Source organism: Rhodococcus sp. IEGM 1370, from assembly GCF_033142325.1.
GTDB lineage: Bacteria > Actinomycetota > Actinomycetes > Mycobacteriales > Mycobacteriaceae > Rhodococcoides.
Genome location: NZ_JAWLRY010000032.1, coordinates 17,651 through 32,317, shown reverse-complemented (window position 1 = coordinate 32,317; position 14,667 = coordinate 17,651). Strand labels below are relative to the sequence as shown.

Sequence of the window (14,667 nt, the reverse complement as noted above, 5' to 3'; positions counted from 1 at the left end):
ACCTTCGAAGGACGCATCACCCCGAACGGAAACTAACCGACGCCAAGGTCGGATCCACCGTTAATCTGACACTCCCCTCGATGTGACATTCAGTGGCCTTTTCGGCAGTCAATGTCACATCGAGTGGACTTCGGGGGGCGGTGTGGGCGGAAGCATGACCGCAGCGGGGGTTGAGTCGTAGTGTTGTCGTATGCCCAAGCCTCCGTTGCCCGATGCCGCTGTTGAATTGCTGAAGAAGGCCAATCCCGCAGTCATGGCGGTGGTTCGTGCCGATGGAACGCCGATTACCGCACCCACTTGGTATTTGTGGGAGGACGGGAAGGTCGTGCTCAATTTCGATGCGTCTCGGAAGCGTCTCGAGCACATCAGGGCGAATCCGAAGGTCTCGATCTCGGTGTTGGACGAGGCCAGTTGGTACACCCATGTGACGGTGCACGGTTCGATCGAGTTGCAGGACGATCCCGATCTGGTGGATATCGATCGCATTTCGACGCATTACACCGGCAATCCGTATCCGGTTCGGGATCAGCCGCGGGTGACCGGATACGTCACCGTCGACGCTTATGTGGGCTGGGGCAAACTCGGCACGTAGCGTCGCGAGAGAACGGTTGCGACGGCTGTCGCGAGGTGTCACACTCCCGCCATGGGCTGTCCGCAGGGTGAGAACAGCGATCCGTTCGACGCATCCAAGAGGGACGAGCCGTACGGGGGTTCGGAGCAATATCCTCCGTATCGGGATCCGAACGCCCAGCCCCAGAACCCCACATACCAAAACCCCACGTACCAAAACCCGCAGTACCAAAACCCCTCCTACCAGAACCCCCAGTACTCGCAGTACGGGAATGCGCCGTATGCCGGCGGGTATCAGGTGCCCGCGCCCACGAACACGTTGGCGATCGTGTCGCTCGTTTTGGCCATTCTGGGTTTGACGTTTCTGCCGCTGATCGCCTCGGTGTGCGCTGTGGTGTGTGGTCACATTTCGCGTGGTCAGATCAAGCGCACCGGTGAAGGCGGGTCTGGCTTCGCGACGGCGGGGCTGGTCGTCGGCTATGTGTCGATTGCGGTGTTCGTCATCATCGTGGCTGCGATCGTCATTTTCGCGATCGCGGCCTCGAATTCATCGACCTACTGATACCGGCTGCGCCAGTCGGCCGTTCAGGCATCCAGCCCACACGCCTGCGATCAGTGCCAACGCAATGACGAACAGCGCCAACGCGTTCCAGCCCAGGGACTGGAACACGACGCCGCCGATCCATCCGACCACGGACGATCCGCCGTAGTAGAAGAGGTTGTACAGCGAGGTCGCCTGCGCGCGACCGTGCACGGCGCGCTGTCCGGTCCATCCCGACGCAATGGCGTGGGCCGCAAAGAATCCCATGGTCAGGATCACCAGGCCGGTCAGAATGACGACGAGGTTCGACGCCATCGTCAGGGCCACTCCGGCGATCATCGTTGCGGTCGATCCGGCGAGCACCACCGATCTGCCGTGCTTCGTCGCGAGATTGCCCGCTACCCGCGAGGACACGGTACCGCTGAGGTACGCCACGAAGATCAGGCTGATCAGGGACTGTGGAAGCCCGAAAGGCACCGCCTCCAAACGGAATCCGAGGAAGTTGTAGATCGCGACGAAGCCGCCCATCAGCAGGAATCCCTGGCCGTAGAGTGCCGCCATTCCCGGTTCGCGCAGGTTGATCCACAACCGACCGGGTAGGTCACGAATCTGGCTGTGCACCAGCGTCGTCCGCGGTTTCGGGGCCAGCCACACGAACAGGGCTGCGGCCAATGCCGCGATCACCGAGACCGTCAACGTACCGATACGCCAGTTGGTGTATTCCGCAACGGGTCCCGCGACTATGCGGCCGAGCAGCCCACCCAGCGTCGTCCCCGAAACGTACGTCGCCGCCGCCAGCGCGGTGTGGTTTCGGTGCACCTCTTCGCTGAGATACGCGATCGCGATGGCCGGGAGACCGCCCAGTGCAGCACCTTCGAAGAATCGAACGACCAGAAGCACTTCGAGCGAGGGCGAGAGCGGAACCAGCAGTCCCAACGTCGTGGCAGTGAGGATCGACGCTGTCATGGCCCGGACTCGACCGATGCGGTCGGCCGCCACCGACCAGGGAATGACCGACACCGCGACGCCCACGGTCGCGAGTCCGACGGCGAGCGAGGACAGCGACGGCGTGATGTCGAGATTGGCGGCGATGAGCGGCAGGATCCCCTGCACCGAATACAGCTGAGCGAACGTCGCTACTCCGGCGAACAGCAGCGCCAGCACGAGCCGGCGGTATTCGCGCGATCCCCTGGGGTGTCCCTCCCATTCGAGGACCTCGGGTTGCGTCGTAGTCATGAAGATCACGTTAGAAGTGCTCACGTTATTCGTCCAATGTATGAGAGACAGCAAACCGATTCATCAGCGATATGATTCGACGATGCGTCGCGAAGCGATCGAACTGCTGCCGCTGCTGCCGACACTCGTCGCGGTGGCGGATACCGAGCACATCACCGACGCCGCCCACGTCCTGGGCGTCCCGCAACCCACTGTCAGCCGTCAGGTGGCTCGCGCCTCGGCGATCCTCGGCGTCGACATCGTGGAACGACGCGGCCGCGGCATCGTGCTCACCAGCACGGGCCGAGTGTTGATTCCCTATCTTCAGCGCGCGCTGAGCGACATCGACGCCGGTATCGACGCCATGACCGAGCACGACGCCCGGGCTCGCGGCCGCATCGCAGTGGCGTTTCAGAACACCCTGGGCGAGGACGTCGTACCGGCGCTGATCCGGCAGTTCCGCGTCGACCACCCGGCCGTCACGTTCGATCTGGACCAGGGTGCCCGCGCACGCTGCCTCGACCGTCTCGAAGACGGGGTCTCGGACCTGGCATTCGTCTCTCTCAGCGCCGAGCACACCGACGACAATTCGTTCCAGCTCTACGACGAGAGGCTGATGCTGGTGGTTCCGGCCGATCATCGCCTCGCCTCACGCAGATCGGTCGATCTCGCCGACACCGCCGACGAGAACTACATCGCGATGGGCCACGGTTTCGGCATGCGATCGATCTGCGACGAGCTGTGGGCGGACGCCGGTTTCAGCCCGCGCATCGCATTCGAGGGGCAGGACACCCATACGGTGCGCGGCCTCGTCGGGGCCGGTCTGGGCATTGCCATACTGCCGCGAATCCGCTCGCACAGCGGTGAAGGAGGAACCGTCGACATCGGGCTCACCCAACCCGCGGCCCGTAGACGGATCGGCATGGTGTGGGATTCGCAGGCCGATTCGCCGCGTCAGGTGGCGGCATTTCGATCGATGGTGCTGCGCAGTGGCCGAACACTCGTGATTAGGTGAGTCGATGCAACTGGTTCTGGTGCGGCACGCTCTCCCGCAACGGTCGGAGACCTCGGCCGATCCCGCTCTCGCCGAGCTCGGCGTCGAACAATCTCTGCGGGTTCCGGGTGCCGTGGCCAGGTTCCCGGTCTCCCGAGTCGTGTCGAGTTCGCAACTCCGCGCTGTTCAGACGGCGCAGCCTCTTGCCGATCGGCTCGGTCTGACCGTCGAGTCCGACGAGCGTGTGGCCGAATACGATCGCGACTTCGGCGGCTACGTTCCGATCGAGTCCGCCAAAACCGAGTTCCGTGAGGCATTCGATCGCATCAAGGCCGGGCACCTTCCCGAGCAGGTCGACGAGCAGGCGTTTCGGCAGCGAGTTCTGGCCGGCGTCGCCGATATCGTCTCGGCCAGCGCACACACCGACACCGTCGCGCTCTTCGCCCACGGCGGCGTGATCAACATCCTGCTGCAGGACATTCTGCAGACCCCGAAGGTGCTCGGCTTCCCGATCGACTACTGCTCGGTGACACGTGTGCTGTTCTCCCGCAGTGGCGCCAGGTCGGTCTCCTCGGTGAACGAGACCGAGCATGTGTGGGACCTGTTGCCCCGGAACCGACAATCCACAGAGATCTCTTAAACTCCCAGGTAGAGGATATGAAATGAGGCGTCGACGGCCATCGAGTGGTCGGCGAGGCCGAACCTGGCAGTTAGCCTCGAACTCATCATGGGTGAATTGCGTATCTTTCGACGTCCTGCCGTTGCTCTCACTGCGCTGGCGTTTCCTCTGGTGGCGGTAGGTGCTTTTGCACTCGGCACCGGCTACGACCTCGGTGGCGAATCCACGGCGACCACCAGCACCGCAGTCGCCGACACGGAGCAGGCACCGGCACCTGAGCAGCAGACGGCCGATCCTCTGGCCGCCGCCCGGACCAGCCTCAACAGCGCATCTCTGCCCATCACTTTTCTCTCCAGCGGTATCGGCCAGCTGACCGAGGGCGGAACGCAGCTCAACGACGGCGTCGGGCAGCTCGCCGACGGCATCACCCAGGCTCACGACGGAACGATTCAGCTCGCCGACGGGTTCGGGCAGTATCGCGACGGCATCGGTCAGCTCGGTGACGGCGCGTCTCAGATCAGCGGTGGCGTCGACCAGGTCGTCGACCAACTCGCCGGATTCGGGGCGCTGCAGGCCGATTTCACCGCGAAACTCGCCGCCACCGCGGACCAGGTGGATCGCTTCCCGCACCCGGGATCCGACGCCATCTCCGGCGAGATCCGGGGCGTCATCGACACCCTGAACACGCAGGCCTTCGGCCCCGACACTCTCGCCCAGCTGCAGACCCTCAAGGGTGGTGCTCAGCAGCTGTCCTCCGAGCTCAACGACCCGAACAGTCAGTTCCTCGGGGCCACCGCTCAGCTCGGCGACGCCACGGTGCAGTTGCGGGACGGACTCGGCCAGCTCGACGACGGTGGCCAGCAGCTCAAGGCAGGTACCGATCAGCTCGTGACGTCGGTCGAGCCGGTCGAGGGCATCGTCAACGGCATCGCCACCAATGTGCGCGACGCCTCCGCGGCACTTCCGCCGGGAACCGCTGCCACCACCGACGACTCGGCCGCGGAGCAGAATCTCGTGGCCACGACGACGTCCGGCGGTGCCGGTGCCACCCCGTACCTGATCGCCGCGCTGGTGGCTCTCGGAGCACTGGGCTGCGTCAGTCTCGTTCGAGTACTCGGCAGGGACAGCAACCCGCGATTGCTCTCGGTGGTCGCAGCCGTGGCTGCCGTCGGCATCAGCGCGGCCGTCGCCTTCGCTTTCGCCACCGATGCAGCCCTCGGACCGGTGCTGGGTGCAGGCGCGTTCCTGATTTTCTCGGCCGCGGCCTACCTCGCCGCAGCGGGAGCGATTCAACGGGTGCTCGGTGCCGTGGTCGGCCAGATCGTCAACGTCGTCGCCCTGGTGGTGCAGGTCGTCGTCTGCGGCTTCGCATACGCGTCGACTGCGCCCATCTGGGGCGACCTCGCCGCGTTCATGCCGATGAGTTACACCGCGGCCGGTGCCCGCATCATCGCGTCGGGCGAGATGAGCGGGACCGGCTGGCTCGCGATCGGTGCTACGGCGGCCCTGCTGGCCGTCTCGGCACTGGTGTACGCGAGCGCGCGGCGAGACTCAGCCGACGGGTCGGAGCGGATGAATGGCGGGCGGAGCCGCGAGATGGGCACCGAACTCGCTTAACGCCTGCTGCAGATGCGGGGTCTGCATGTGACCGTCGAGGTCCTCCTGCGACTTCCACACCTCGATGGTGATGAACGTGCCCGGCTCGATCGCCGACTCGAACAGTTCGTAGGAGACGTTCCCGTCTTCCTTCCGCGATTCGGCGACGAGGGCCGCGAGGCCGTCGCGCACGGCGTCGATGGCATCCGGCTTGGCGATGATCGTGGCGACGACCTTCAGATCGTTGGTCATGAGGTGATGTTTCCTTCGTTCGGCGAGAGAGCTCTTCGTCACCGAACGTACTCCCGACCCACCTAAGCTGAGGTGTCCATTCGGGAAGGGAAGTCACAGTGAGCCAGACGGCAACCGACCAGCGCGCCACCGGGAAGGATTGGCTCGGCCTCGCGGTGCTGGTGGTGCCGATTCTCGTCGTGTCGATGGACATGTCGGTGCTGTATCTGGCCCTGCCGTTCATGACAGCCGATCTCGAACCCACCGGCAACCAGACGCTGTGGATTCTCGACATCTACGGATTTCTGCTCGCCGGGCTGCTCATCACCATGGGCTCTCTGGGCGATCGGATCGGCCGACGCACCCTGCTGATGATCGGCGCCGTCGTCTTCGGCATCGCCTCGTTGGCCGCGACGTTCTCCACCTCCCCCGAAATGCTTCTCGCCGCGCGAGCTCTGCTGGGAATCGGCGGTGCCACCATTGCTCCGAGCACATTGTCGTTGATACGCAACATGTTTCACGATCCCACTCAACGCAAGGAAGCCATCGGCCTGTGGACCGCCGGTTTCGCGGGCGGTGCCGCGGTGGGGCCTGTCATCGGGGGTGTTCTGCTCGAGCACTTCTGGTGGGGTTCGGTGTTCCTGATCAACATCCCGATCATGGTGGTGCTCTTCGTTGCTGCCCCACTCCTGGTCCCCGAGTTCAAGGACACCGACCCCGGCAAATTCGACCCGATCAGCGTGATCCTCGCGATCTCCTCGATGCTCTCGATCGTCTTCACCATCAAGCACGGCGCGCAGGAAGGGATCGACGCAGCAACGGTCACCACAGCCCTCGCCGGACTCACGCTCGGTACGATGTTCGTCATCCGGCAACGCAAGGCCGCCAATCCACTGATCGACGTCACGTTGTTCGCCGAACGCGCCTTCAGCGCGGCGGTCGTGGTGCAATTCCTGGTCATTTTCGCCATGACCGGATTCAGTCTCTTCGCCTCGCAGTACCTGCAGCTGGTCGTCGGGCTGGGGCCGCTGGAAGCAGGCCTGTGGCTACTCGTTCCGGCTGTCGCCGCCGCGGACGGTGCCGTGCTCGCACCGACGCTGAGCAAGGTGATCAGGACCGGCACCATCATTGCTGGCGGCCTGTTGTTCATCGCCATCGGTTGCACGGCAATGGCATTCGTCAGCGCCGACTCGGGACTTCCGCTGCTGCTCACCGGCATGGCCGTGCTGACCTTCGGAATCGGCGCGGCCTCGACGCTCAACTCCGACATCGTGCTCACCGCAGCGGCTCCCGAAAAGGCCGGTGCCGCATCGGCATTGTCCGAAACCGGAGCCGAGCTGGGCGGTGCCGTCGGCATCGCGATCCTCGGCACGATCGGCAGCACCGTCTACCGACACCGCATGGACGACGCCATCCCCGCCGGGACGCCTGCCGAGATCGCCGATCCCGCCCGGGAAACCATCGGCGGGGCCGTCGCCGTGGCGGACTACCTGCCGGAGCCCTTCGCCTCGCAACTGACTGCTGTCGCGAACTCGTCCTTCATCGACGGTTTCAACCTTGCGTCGGGCGCGAGCGCCGCCCTGATGGTCGTCAGTGCCGTCACCGTCTTCGTGCTGCTACGCCGTCAGACCGCGTCGGTGAGGTAGCGCGCCAACCACCGCGTCGCGGACTGGCCGTTCTCGACGTCGTAGCTCTGGTACTCCTGGTGGATTCCGGAGCGGTAGAACGCCTCGATCTCACGCTGGCGCTGAGCGTTCGCCTGACCGGACAGCTGGCCCTGCAGCACCGGCAGTCCACCGGCTGCTGCGAGATCGGCGATCAGGGACTGCGCTTCCTGCGAGTACTGATCGGCGACGTTCGGCGCAGGATTGGACGAGACGGCCAAGAAGCCGGCCAGCCGCGCGACGTAATCGTCCTTGGGCGTCGAGCAGTACAGATCGCCGACGGCACAGAAGGTGCGCACCACGGGGCTGACGTAGCCGAATCCGCCGACACGGGGGCCGCCGACACCGGTTCCGACCACGGCCGGCCCCACCAGAGCATCGGTATCGGAGCGCTTCGGGTCGGAGATCAAGCCCACCGCCACCACCTTGTCCGCGGGCACCACGCCCACTCCGGTGCCGATGGCCGCAGCGAGATCACCTGCCGCGTCGGCTCCCTGGCTGTAGCCGATGATGCCGAGTTTCGTTGCGCCACAACGATCAGCCATGACCTTCAGCATTCCACCCGCGTTGGCGACGGCCTCGGCACGGGACTGCCCGTACACCTCGCCCTCCCAGGGGAACGCGGTGGCGGGATACGAGACGTAGTCGGTACGGATGCCGCTACCGAGACGATCGGTGACGTCGGTGAGCATCCCCGGCTTCGGCGCGGCACCCGAACTGGTCTCCCACGTGCCCGGGATGGCCACGACGTACATCGTCGGGCAATCGGCAGGGTCTGCGGCGGCGGGTGTCGCCGCTCCGACAACCAGACCGGACGCAACAGCTGCAGCGACGCCGATACCGGCGCAGATCTTCTTGACACTCATGGGGAGGGGGCCTCACTGGTCATCGAACGCTTCGTTGTTCGATCTCGACAATGCCAGGGGCCTGTGACCATCAGATGCCTACATGGTTAACGGACGTAACCGTCCGTCACACGGTTCGGCCGCCCACCCCCGGGATCAATGTGAGTTTCAGTCGGTCCGACTGCAACAAAGCCACATCGATCCCGACGGGGGCGCGGGGGCGGCGGAAAATCTACCGCGACCTACCGCTGCGGTGCCTGGGTGGGCACGATCGGCGACGGCAGTGCGGTCGCACCCTGCAGGAACGTGTCGACGGCGGCCGCGCAGGAGCGGCCCTCGGCGATGGCCCACACGATGAGCGACTGGCCACGACCCATGTCGCCGGCGACGAACACGCCGGGGACGTTGGTGACCCACTCGTTGGTGCGCTCGACGTTGCCGCGCTGGTTGAAGTCGACGCCCAGGTCGGTCAGCAGACCGCCCTTGTCGGGTCCGACGAATCCCATGGCGAGCAGCACCAGGTCGGCTTCGAGGGTGAATTCGCTGCCCTCGACCTTCTCGAACTTGCCGGCCTTGAACTCGACCTCGCAGGCTTCGAGTGCGGTGACCTTGCCGTCTTCGCCGACGAAACGCTCGGTGTTGACGGAGAAGACGCGTTCGCCACCCTCCTCGTGTGCCGAGGCAACCCGGTACATCAGCGGATACGTCGGCCACGGGGTGGACGTCGCACGCTCCTCGGGCGGCCGGGCCATGATCTCGAACTGGTGCACGCTCTCGGCACCCTGACGGTGCGAGGTCCCGAGGCAGTCGGCACCGGTGTCTCCGCCGCCGATGATGACGACCTTCTTGCCCTCGGCACTGACGGGCGGCGCGGCGAAATCACCCTGCTGGACGCGGTTGGCGTGCGGCAGGAACTCCATGGCCTGGTAGATGCCGTCGAGCTCGCGGCCCTCGATGGGCAGGTCGCGCCACGCGGTGGCGCCGCCGGACAGGACCACGGCGTCGAACTGCTCGCGCAGTTCGTCGGCCGAGATGTCCACACCCACATCGACACCGGTGCGGAAGACGGTGCCCTCGGCCTCCATCTGCGCGAGCCGACGATCGATGTGGCGCTTCTCCATCTTGAACTCGGGGATGCCGTACCGCAGCAGTCCGCCGATGCGATCGGCACGCTCGAACACCGTGACGGTGTGGCCGGCACGGGTGAGCTGCTGCGCTGCAGCGAGTCCCGCGGGGCCGGAGCCGACGACGGCGACGGTCTTACCGGTCAGATGCGTCGGGTAGACCGGCGTGACCCAGCCCTCCTCGAAGGCCTTGTCGATGATCTCGACCTCGACCTGCTTGATGGTGACCGGATCCTGGTTGATGCCCAGGACGCAGGACGCCTCGCACGGGGCGGGGCACAACCGTCCGGTGAATTCCGGGAAGTTGTTGGTGGCGTGCAACCGATCGATGCTGTCGCGCCAGCGGTCCTTGAACACCAGGTCGTTCCACTCGGGAATCAGGTTCCCCAGTGGGCAGCCGTTGTGGCAGAACGGAATACCGCAGTCCATACAACGACTCGCCTGGGTGCGCAGAGTGTCCTTCGAGAAGTCTTCGTAGACCTCTTTCCAGTCCATCAGACGCAGGTCGACGGGCCGCCGCTTCGGTACTTCGCGAACCGTGTTCTTCAGAAATCCCTGTGGGTCACCCACGAGCTGCCTCCATGATCGCTTCGTCCACGTCCGCGCCGTTCTTCTCGGCTTCGGAGATGGCCAGCAGTACCTTCTTGTAGTCGCGAGGCATGACCTTCACGAAATGGTTCACCTGCTGTGACCAATCCGCGAGGATCCGCTCGGCCACCTCGGAGCCGGTCTGCTCCTGATGGCGAGTGACGATGTCGCGAAGCCAGGTGAACTCGTCACCCTCGAGCTCCTCGATGTCGACCAGCTCGGTGTTGAGGTTGGCCTCGAACGTCTTGTTCGGATCGAAGACGAACGCGACGCCGCCGGACATACCGGCACCGAAGTTCCGGCCCGTCGTGCCCAGAATGACGACCTTGCCGCCGGTCATGTACTCGCAACCGTGATCGCCGACGCCTTCGACGACGGCAACGGCACCGGAGTTACGAACGGCGAAACGCTCGCCGACGACACCGCGGATGAGAGCCTCACCGCTGGTGGCGCCGAACAGGAACACGTTGCCGCCGATGATGTTGTCCTCGGCGACGAATCCCTTCGGCGCGTTCAACGACGGCCGCAGCACGAGGTGTCCACCGGACAGGCCCTTGCCGACGAAGTCGTTGGCGTCTCCGTTGAGACGCAACGTCATGCCGGACGGGACGAACGCACCGAAGCTGTTGCCCGCCGAGCCGGTGAACGTGATCTCGATGGTGTCGTCCGGCAGTCCGACTCCGCCGTACGCCTTGGTGACCTCGTGCCCGAGCATCGTGCCGACGGTGCGGTTGACGTTGGTGATCTTGGACTCGAACGCGACCTTCTCGCCCTTGTCCAACGCATTGCGGCTGGCCGCGATGAGCTGCTGGTCGAGGGCCTTGTCCAGACCATGATCCTGAACGCCGGTGTTGTAGAGGTTCTGGTTCATGAACGCCGACTCGACCTCTTCGAGGATCGGCGACAGATCCAGCTTCGACGCCTTCCAGTGCTCCTTGGCCGCGGTGGTGTCCAACAGACCCACCTGGCCGACGGCCTCGTCGAGTGTGCGGAATCCGAGTTCGGCCATGAGCTCGCGCACCTCTTCGGCGATGAACATGAAGAAGTTCTCGACGAACTCCGGCTTGCCCGCGAAACGCTTGCGCAGCAACGGATTCTGCGTCGCCACACCGACGGGGCAGGTGTCGAGGTGGCAGACGCGCATCATGATGCAGCCCGAGACGACGAGCGGAGCGGTGGCGAAACCGAACTCCTCGCCGCCGAGCAGAGCCGCGACCATGACGTCACGTCCGGTCTTGAGCTGGCCGTCCACCTGCACGACGATGCGATCGCGAAGACCGTTGAGCAGCAACGTCTGCTGCGTTTCGGCCAACCCGAGCTCCCACGGTCCACCCGCGTGCTTGACCGACGTCAGCGGCGTCGCGCCGGTGCCGCCGTCGTGGCCCGAGATGAGCACCACGTCTGCGTGCGCCTTGGACACACCCGCGGCGACCGTTCCGACGCCGACCTCGGAGACCAGCTTCACGTGGATGCGGGCCTGCGGGTTGGCGTTCTTCAGGTCGTGGATCAGCTGCGCGAGATCCTCGATCGAGTAGATGTCGTGGTGCGGCGGCGGCGAGATCAGGCCGACGCCGGGCGTCGAATGCCGAACCTCGGCGACCCACGGGTACACCTTGTGCGCCGGAAGCTGGCCACCCTCACCGGGCTTGGCTCCCTGCGCCATCTTGATCTGGATGTCGGTGCAGTTGGTCAGGTAGTGCGAGGTGACGCCGAAGCGTCCCGACGCGACCTGCTTGATGGCACTGCGTCGCCAGTCGCCGTTCTCGTCCGGCTCGAACCGCGAGACGTCCTCGCCGCCCTCACCGGAGTTCGAGCGCCCGCCGAGACGGTTCATCGCGATGGCGAGGGTCTCGTGCGCCTCGGCCGAGATGGAGCCGTAGCTCATCGCACCGGTGGAGAAACGCTTGACGATCTCGCTGGCCGGCTCGACCTCGTCGATCGAAATAGCTTGCCGCTCTTCGGTCTTGAAGCGGAACAGACCGCGCAGCGACGCGAGTCGCTCGGACTGGTCGTCGACCATCTTCGTGTATTCCTTGAAGATGTCGTACTGACCGGTGCGGGTGGAGTGCTGCAGCTTGAACACCGTGTCCGGGTTGAAGAGGTGGTACTCCCCTTCCCGACGCCACTGGTATTCGCCACCGGTTTCGAGCTCGCGGTGCGCGCGCTCCTGACGGTTGTCGAGGTACGCGACCGCGTGCCGCGCTGCGACGTCGTCGGCGACCTGGTCGAGATCGATTCCGCCCAGGTGGCTGTTGAGGCCGGTGAAGTACTCGTCGACCAGTTCCTGCGAGAGGCCGATGACCTGGAACAGCTGAGCTCCGGTGTACGACGCGAGGGTCGAGATGCCCATCTTGGACATCACCTTGAGCACACCCTTGCCCGCGGCCTTGATGTAGTTGGACACCGCCTTGTCGAAGGAGATGTCGGTGAGGGAGCCGCGCTCGATCATGTCCTCGATGGACTCGAACGCCATGTACGGGTTGACCGCTGCGGCACCGAAACCGATGAGCAGAGCCATGTGGTGCACCTCGCGGGCATCACCGGCCTCGATGATCAGACCGACCTTGGTGCGGGTCTTCTCCCGAACGAGGTGATGGTGCACCGCGGAGGTGAGCAGCAGCGACGGAATCGGAGCGAGCTTCTCGCTGGACTCACGGTCCGAGAGCACGATGATCCGCGCGCCACCGGAGATGGCAGCGGACACCTGAGCGCGAATGGCCTCCAACGACTTTCGGAGACCCTCGCCGCCCTCGGACACCGGGTAGAGGCCGCGCACGACCACCGAGCGCAGCTCTTCCTGCGTGCCTTCGTCGTTGATGTGGACGAGCTTGGCGAGGTCGTCGTTGTGCAGGATCGGCTGCGGAAGCACGATCTGCTTGCAGCCGTCGGCACCCGGGTTGAGCAGATCGCCCTCGGGTCCGATGGTGCCGCCGAGGCTGGTGACGATCTCCTCGCGGATGGCATCGAGCGGCGGGTTGGTGACCTGCGCGAACAGCTGCGAGAAGTAGTCGAACAGCATCCGCGGGCGAGCCGACAGCACGGCGATCGGGGTATCGGTACCCATGGAACCGATGGCCTCGGCACCGGACTTCGCCATGGGCGAGACCAGCACGTTCAGTTCCTCGGTGGTGTACCCGAAGATCTGCTGACGGATGAGCACGCGGTCGTGCGGCATGTGCACGTGCGGACGCTCGGGCAGATCGTCGATCGAGGTCAAGCCCTCGTCGAGCCACTGCTGGTACGGATGCTCGGCAGCGAGCTCGTCCTTGATCTCGTCGTCGGAGACGATGCGGCCCTGCGCGGTGTCCACCAGGAACATGCGGCCGGGCTGCAGGCGAACCTTGCGGACGACCTTCGACGGATCGATGTCGAGTACGCCGACCTCGGAGGCCATGACGACCAGACCGTCGTCGGTGACCCACAGCCGGCTCGGACGCAGGCCGTTGCGGTCCAGGACCGCGCCGATGACGGTGCCGTCGGTGAAGCACACCGACGCCGGTCCGTCCCAGGGCTCCATCAGCGAGGAGTGGTACTTGTAGAACGCCCGACGTGCGGGGTCCATGGACTCGTGCCGCTCCCACGCCTCGGGAATCATCATGAGCACGGCGTGCGGCAAGCTGCGTCCACCGAGGTGCAGCAGCTCGAGCACCTCGTCGAAACGTGCTGTGTCACTTGCTCCGTGGGTGACCACAGGGAAGATCTTCTCGAGCGCCTCGGAACCGCCGAACACGTCGGACGTGATGAGCGCCTCGCGGGCACGCATCCAGTTCTCGTTGCCGGTGGCGGTGTTGATCTCGCCGTTGTGGGCGACGCGTCGGAACGGATGCGCCAGCGGCCACGACGGGAACGTGTTGGTCGAGAAGCGCGAATGCACAAGTCCCAGTGCACTTTCCACGCGCTCGTCCTGCAGGTCGAGGTAGAAGCCCTTGAGCTGAGGCGTGGTCAGCATTCCCTTGTAGACGAAGGTCTGCGAGGACAGTGACGGGAAGTACACGGTCTCGCGGCCGGGGCCGTCCTTGCCCGCGCCCTCTTCGCCCAGCTCGTGCTCGACCCGCTTGCGGATGACGAACGCACGACGCTCGAGTTCGAGGTCGGTGATCGACGCGTCGGGAGCAGCGAGGAACAACTGCCGGAAGGTCGGCATCGCGTCGCGCGCCAGAGCGCCGAGAGAGGAATCGTCGGTGGGAACCTCACGCCAACCGAGAACCGTCAGGCCCTCGCTGACGACGATGCGCTCGACACCCTCGCAGGCGCGTGCTGCGTCGCTGCGGCCCTGCGGAAGAAATGCGACACCGGTTGCGTACGCGCCGGGCGCGGGAAGCTCGAAATCTACGACGGCGCGGAAGAACGCGTCCGGAACCTGGATCAGAATGCCCGCACCGTCACCGGTGTTCGGTTCGGAGCCGGCAGCACCGCGGTGCTCGAGGTTGACCAGTGCGGTGATCGCCTTCTCGACGATGTCGCGACTGCGTCGACCGTGCATGTCCACCACGAACGCGACACCACAGGAGTCGTGTTCGTTGGCGGGATCGTAGAGGCCTTGCGGGCCCGGAGTGTGCTTCATACCTAGCCTTCGGATAAGTCCAGCCTTGATACTCGTCGGCGACGGTGTGGTGTAACCGGCTGCACGAACGGCCTGCGGTGCGTCCTCGCCGTTGAAGCTGCACCTGTCGATCGTCG

The 14,667-nt window shown here is 65.1% G+C and carries 11 protein-coding genes; 6 read left to right on the top strand and 5 right to left on the bottom strand.

Going from position 1 to position 14,667, the window contains the following annotated elements; translation table 11 throughout:
* Positions 1–190: 190 nt before the first annotated feature.
* Both R4P47_RS24000 and R4P47_RS23995 read left to right on the top strand, forming a co-directional pair.
* Positions 191–592 carry a PPOX class F420-dependent oxidoreductase gene (locus R4P47_RS24000; protein WP_094638429.1) on the top strand — a complete coding sequence of 134 codons (402 nt, stop codon included), beginning with the start codon at positions 191–193 and terminating at the stop codon, positions 590–592.
* A 306-nt stretch (positions 593–898) separates the two neighbouring features.
* Positions 899–1,132, top strand: coding sequence for a DUF4190 domain-containing protein (locus tag R4P47_RS23995; protein ID WP_317785965.1), 234 nt, complete (start codon positions 899–901; stop codon positions 1,130–1,132).
* On the opposite strand, the gene R4P47_RS23990 is transcribed toward R4P47_RS23995, so the two are convergent.
* The gene (locus tag R4P47_RS23990; RefSeq protein ID WP_269596372.1) at positions 1,118–2,347 is read right to left on the bottom strand and encodes an MFS transporter; all 1,230 of its coding nucleotides are present in this window, start codon (positions 2,345–2,347) and stop codon (positions 1,118–1,120) included. The two genes, R4P47_RS23995 and R4P47_RS23990, sit on opposite strands and share 15 nt — an antisense overlap.
* Before the next feature lie 82 nt (positions 2,348–2,429).
* On the opposite strand from R4P47_RS23990, the gene R4P47_RS23985 reads away from it, so the two are divergent.
* From R4P47_RS23985 to R4P47_RS23975, 3 genes are all read left to right on the top strand, one after another.
* Positions 2,430–3,341, top strand: a complete 912-nt coding sequence (locus R4P47_RS23985) for a LysR family transcriptional regulator (RefSeq protein ID WP_317785964.1) — start codon at positions 2,430–2,432, stop codon at positions 3,339–3,341.
* Positions 3,342–3,345: 4 nt separating this feature from the next.
* Positions 3,346–3,960: a histidine phosphatase family protein gene (locus R4P47_RS23980; RefSeq protein ID WP_317785963.1), complete on the top strand. Its 615-nt coding sequence runs from the start codon at positions 3,346–3,348 to the stop codon at positions 3,958–3,960.
* 87 nt (positions 3,961–4,047) lie between these two features.
* A complete protein-coding gene (locus tag R4P47_RS23975) occupies positions 4,048–5,556 on the top strand; it encodes a phage infection protein (protein ID WP_317785962.1) in 1,509 nt (502 codons plus the stop codon).
* Here the strand turns inward: R4P47_RS23975 and R4P47_RS23970 are convergent.
* Complete coding sequence (locus R4P47_RS23970) at positions 5,491–5,787, bottom strand: putative quinol monooxygenase (RefSeq protein ID WP_068045525.1); 297 nt, start codon at positions 5,785–5,787, stop codon at positions 5,491–5,493. The two genes, R4P47_RS23975 and R4P47_RS23970, sit on opposite strands and share 66 nt — an antisense overlap.
* Before the next feature lie 98 nt (positions 5,788–5,885).
* Here R4P47_RS23970 and R4P47_RS23965 point away from each other — a divergent pair, with 98 nt between their 5' ends.
* Entirely contained in the window at positions 5,886–7,412 is a 1,527-nt protein-coding gene (locus tag R4P47_RS23965; protein WP_317785961.1) for an MFS transporter, read from the top strand.
* Here the strand turns inward: R4P47_RS23965 and R4P47_RS23960 are convergent.
* The 3 genes from R4P47_RS23960 to gltB form a co-directional block, all read right to left on the bottom strand.
* Positions 7,391–8,296 (bottom strand): cutinase family protein, encoded by a 906-nt coding sequence (locus R4P47_RS23960; RefSeq protein ID WP_269596376.1) that lies wholly within the window; start codon positions 8,294–8,296, stop codon positions 7,391–7,393. The two genes, R4P47_RS23965 and R4P47_RS23960, sit on opposite strands and share 22 nt — an antisense overlap.
* 221 nt (positions 8,297–8,517) lie before the next feature.
* Entirely contained in the window at positions 8,518–9,969 is a 1,452-nt protein-coding gene (locus tag R4P47_RS23955) for a glutamate synthase subunit beta (protein WP_094616198.1), read from the bottom strand.
* Positions 9,962–14,551 (bottom strand): glutamate synthase large subunit, encoded by a 4,590-nt coding sequence (gltB, locus tag R4P47_RS23950; RefSeq protein WP_269596377.1) that lies wholly within the window; start codon positions 14,549–14,551, stop codon positions 9,962–9,964. The genes R4P47_RS23955 and gltB overlap by 8 nt, the downstream gene beginning before the upstream one ends.
* Positions 14,552–14,667 lie beyond the last annotated feature (116 nt).

Bases quoted from the DNA above. Each gene is read 5' to 3' on its own strand.
- R4P47_RS24000 (WP_094638429.1), top strand. From the start codon at position 191: ATGCCCAAGCCTCCGTTGCCCGATGCCGCTGTTGAATTGCTGAAGAAG.
- R4P47_RS23990 (WP_269596372.1), bottom strand. From the start codon at position 2,347: ATGACTACGACGCAACCCGAGGTCCTCGAATGGGAGGGACACCCCAGG.
- R4P47_RS23985 (WP_317785964.1), top strand. From the start codon at position 2,430: ATGCGTCGCGAAGCGATCGAACTGCTGCCGCTGCTGCCGACACTCGTC.
- R4P47_RS23980 (WP_317785963.1), top strand. From the start codon at position 3,346: ATGCAACTGGTTCTGGTGCGGCACGCTCTCCCGCAACGGTCGGAGACC.
- R4P47_RS23975 (WP_317785962.1), top strand. From the start codon at position 4,048: ATGGGTGAATTGCGTATCTTTCGACGTCCTGCCGTTGCTCTCACTGCG.
- R4P47_RS23970 (WP_068045525.1), bottom strand. From the start codon at position 5,787: ATGACCAACGATCTGAAGGTCGTCGCCACGATCATCGCCAAGCCGGAT.
- R4P47_RS23960 (WP_269596376.1), bottom strand. From the start codon at position 8,296: ATGAGTGTCAAGAAGATCTGCGCCGGTATCGGCGTCGCTGCAGCTGTT.
- gltB (WP_269596377.1), bottom strand. From the start codon at position 14,551: ATGAAGCACACTCCGGGCCCGCAAGGCCTCTACGATCCCGCCAACGAA.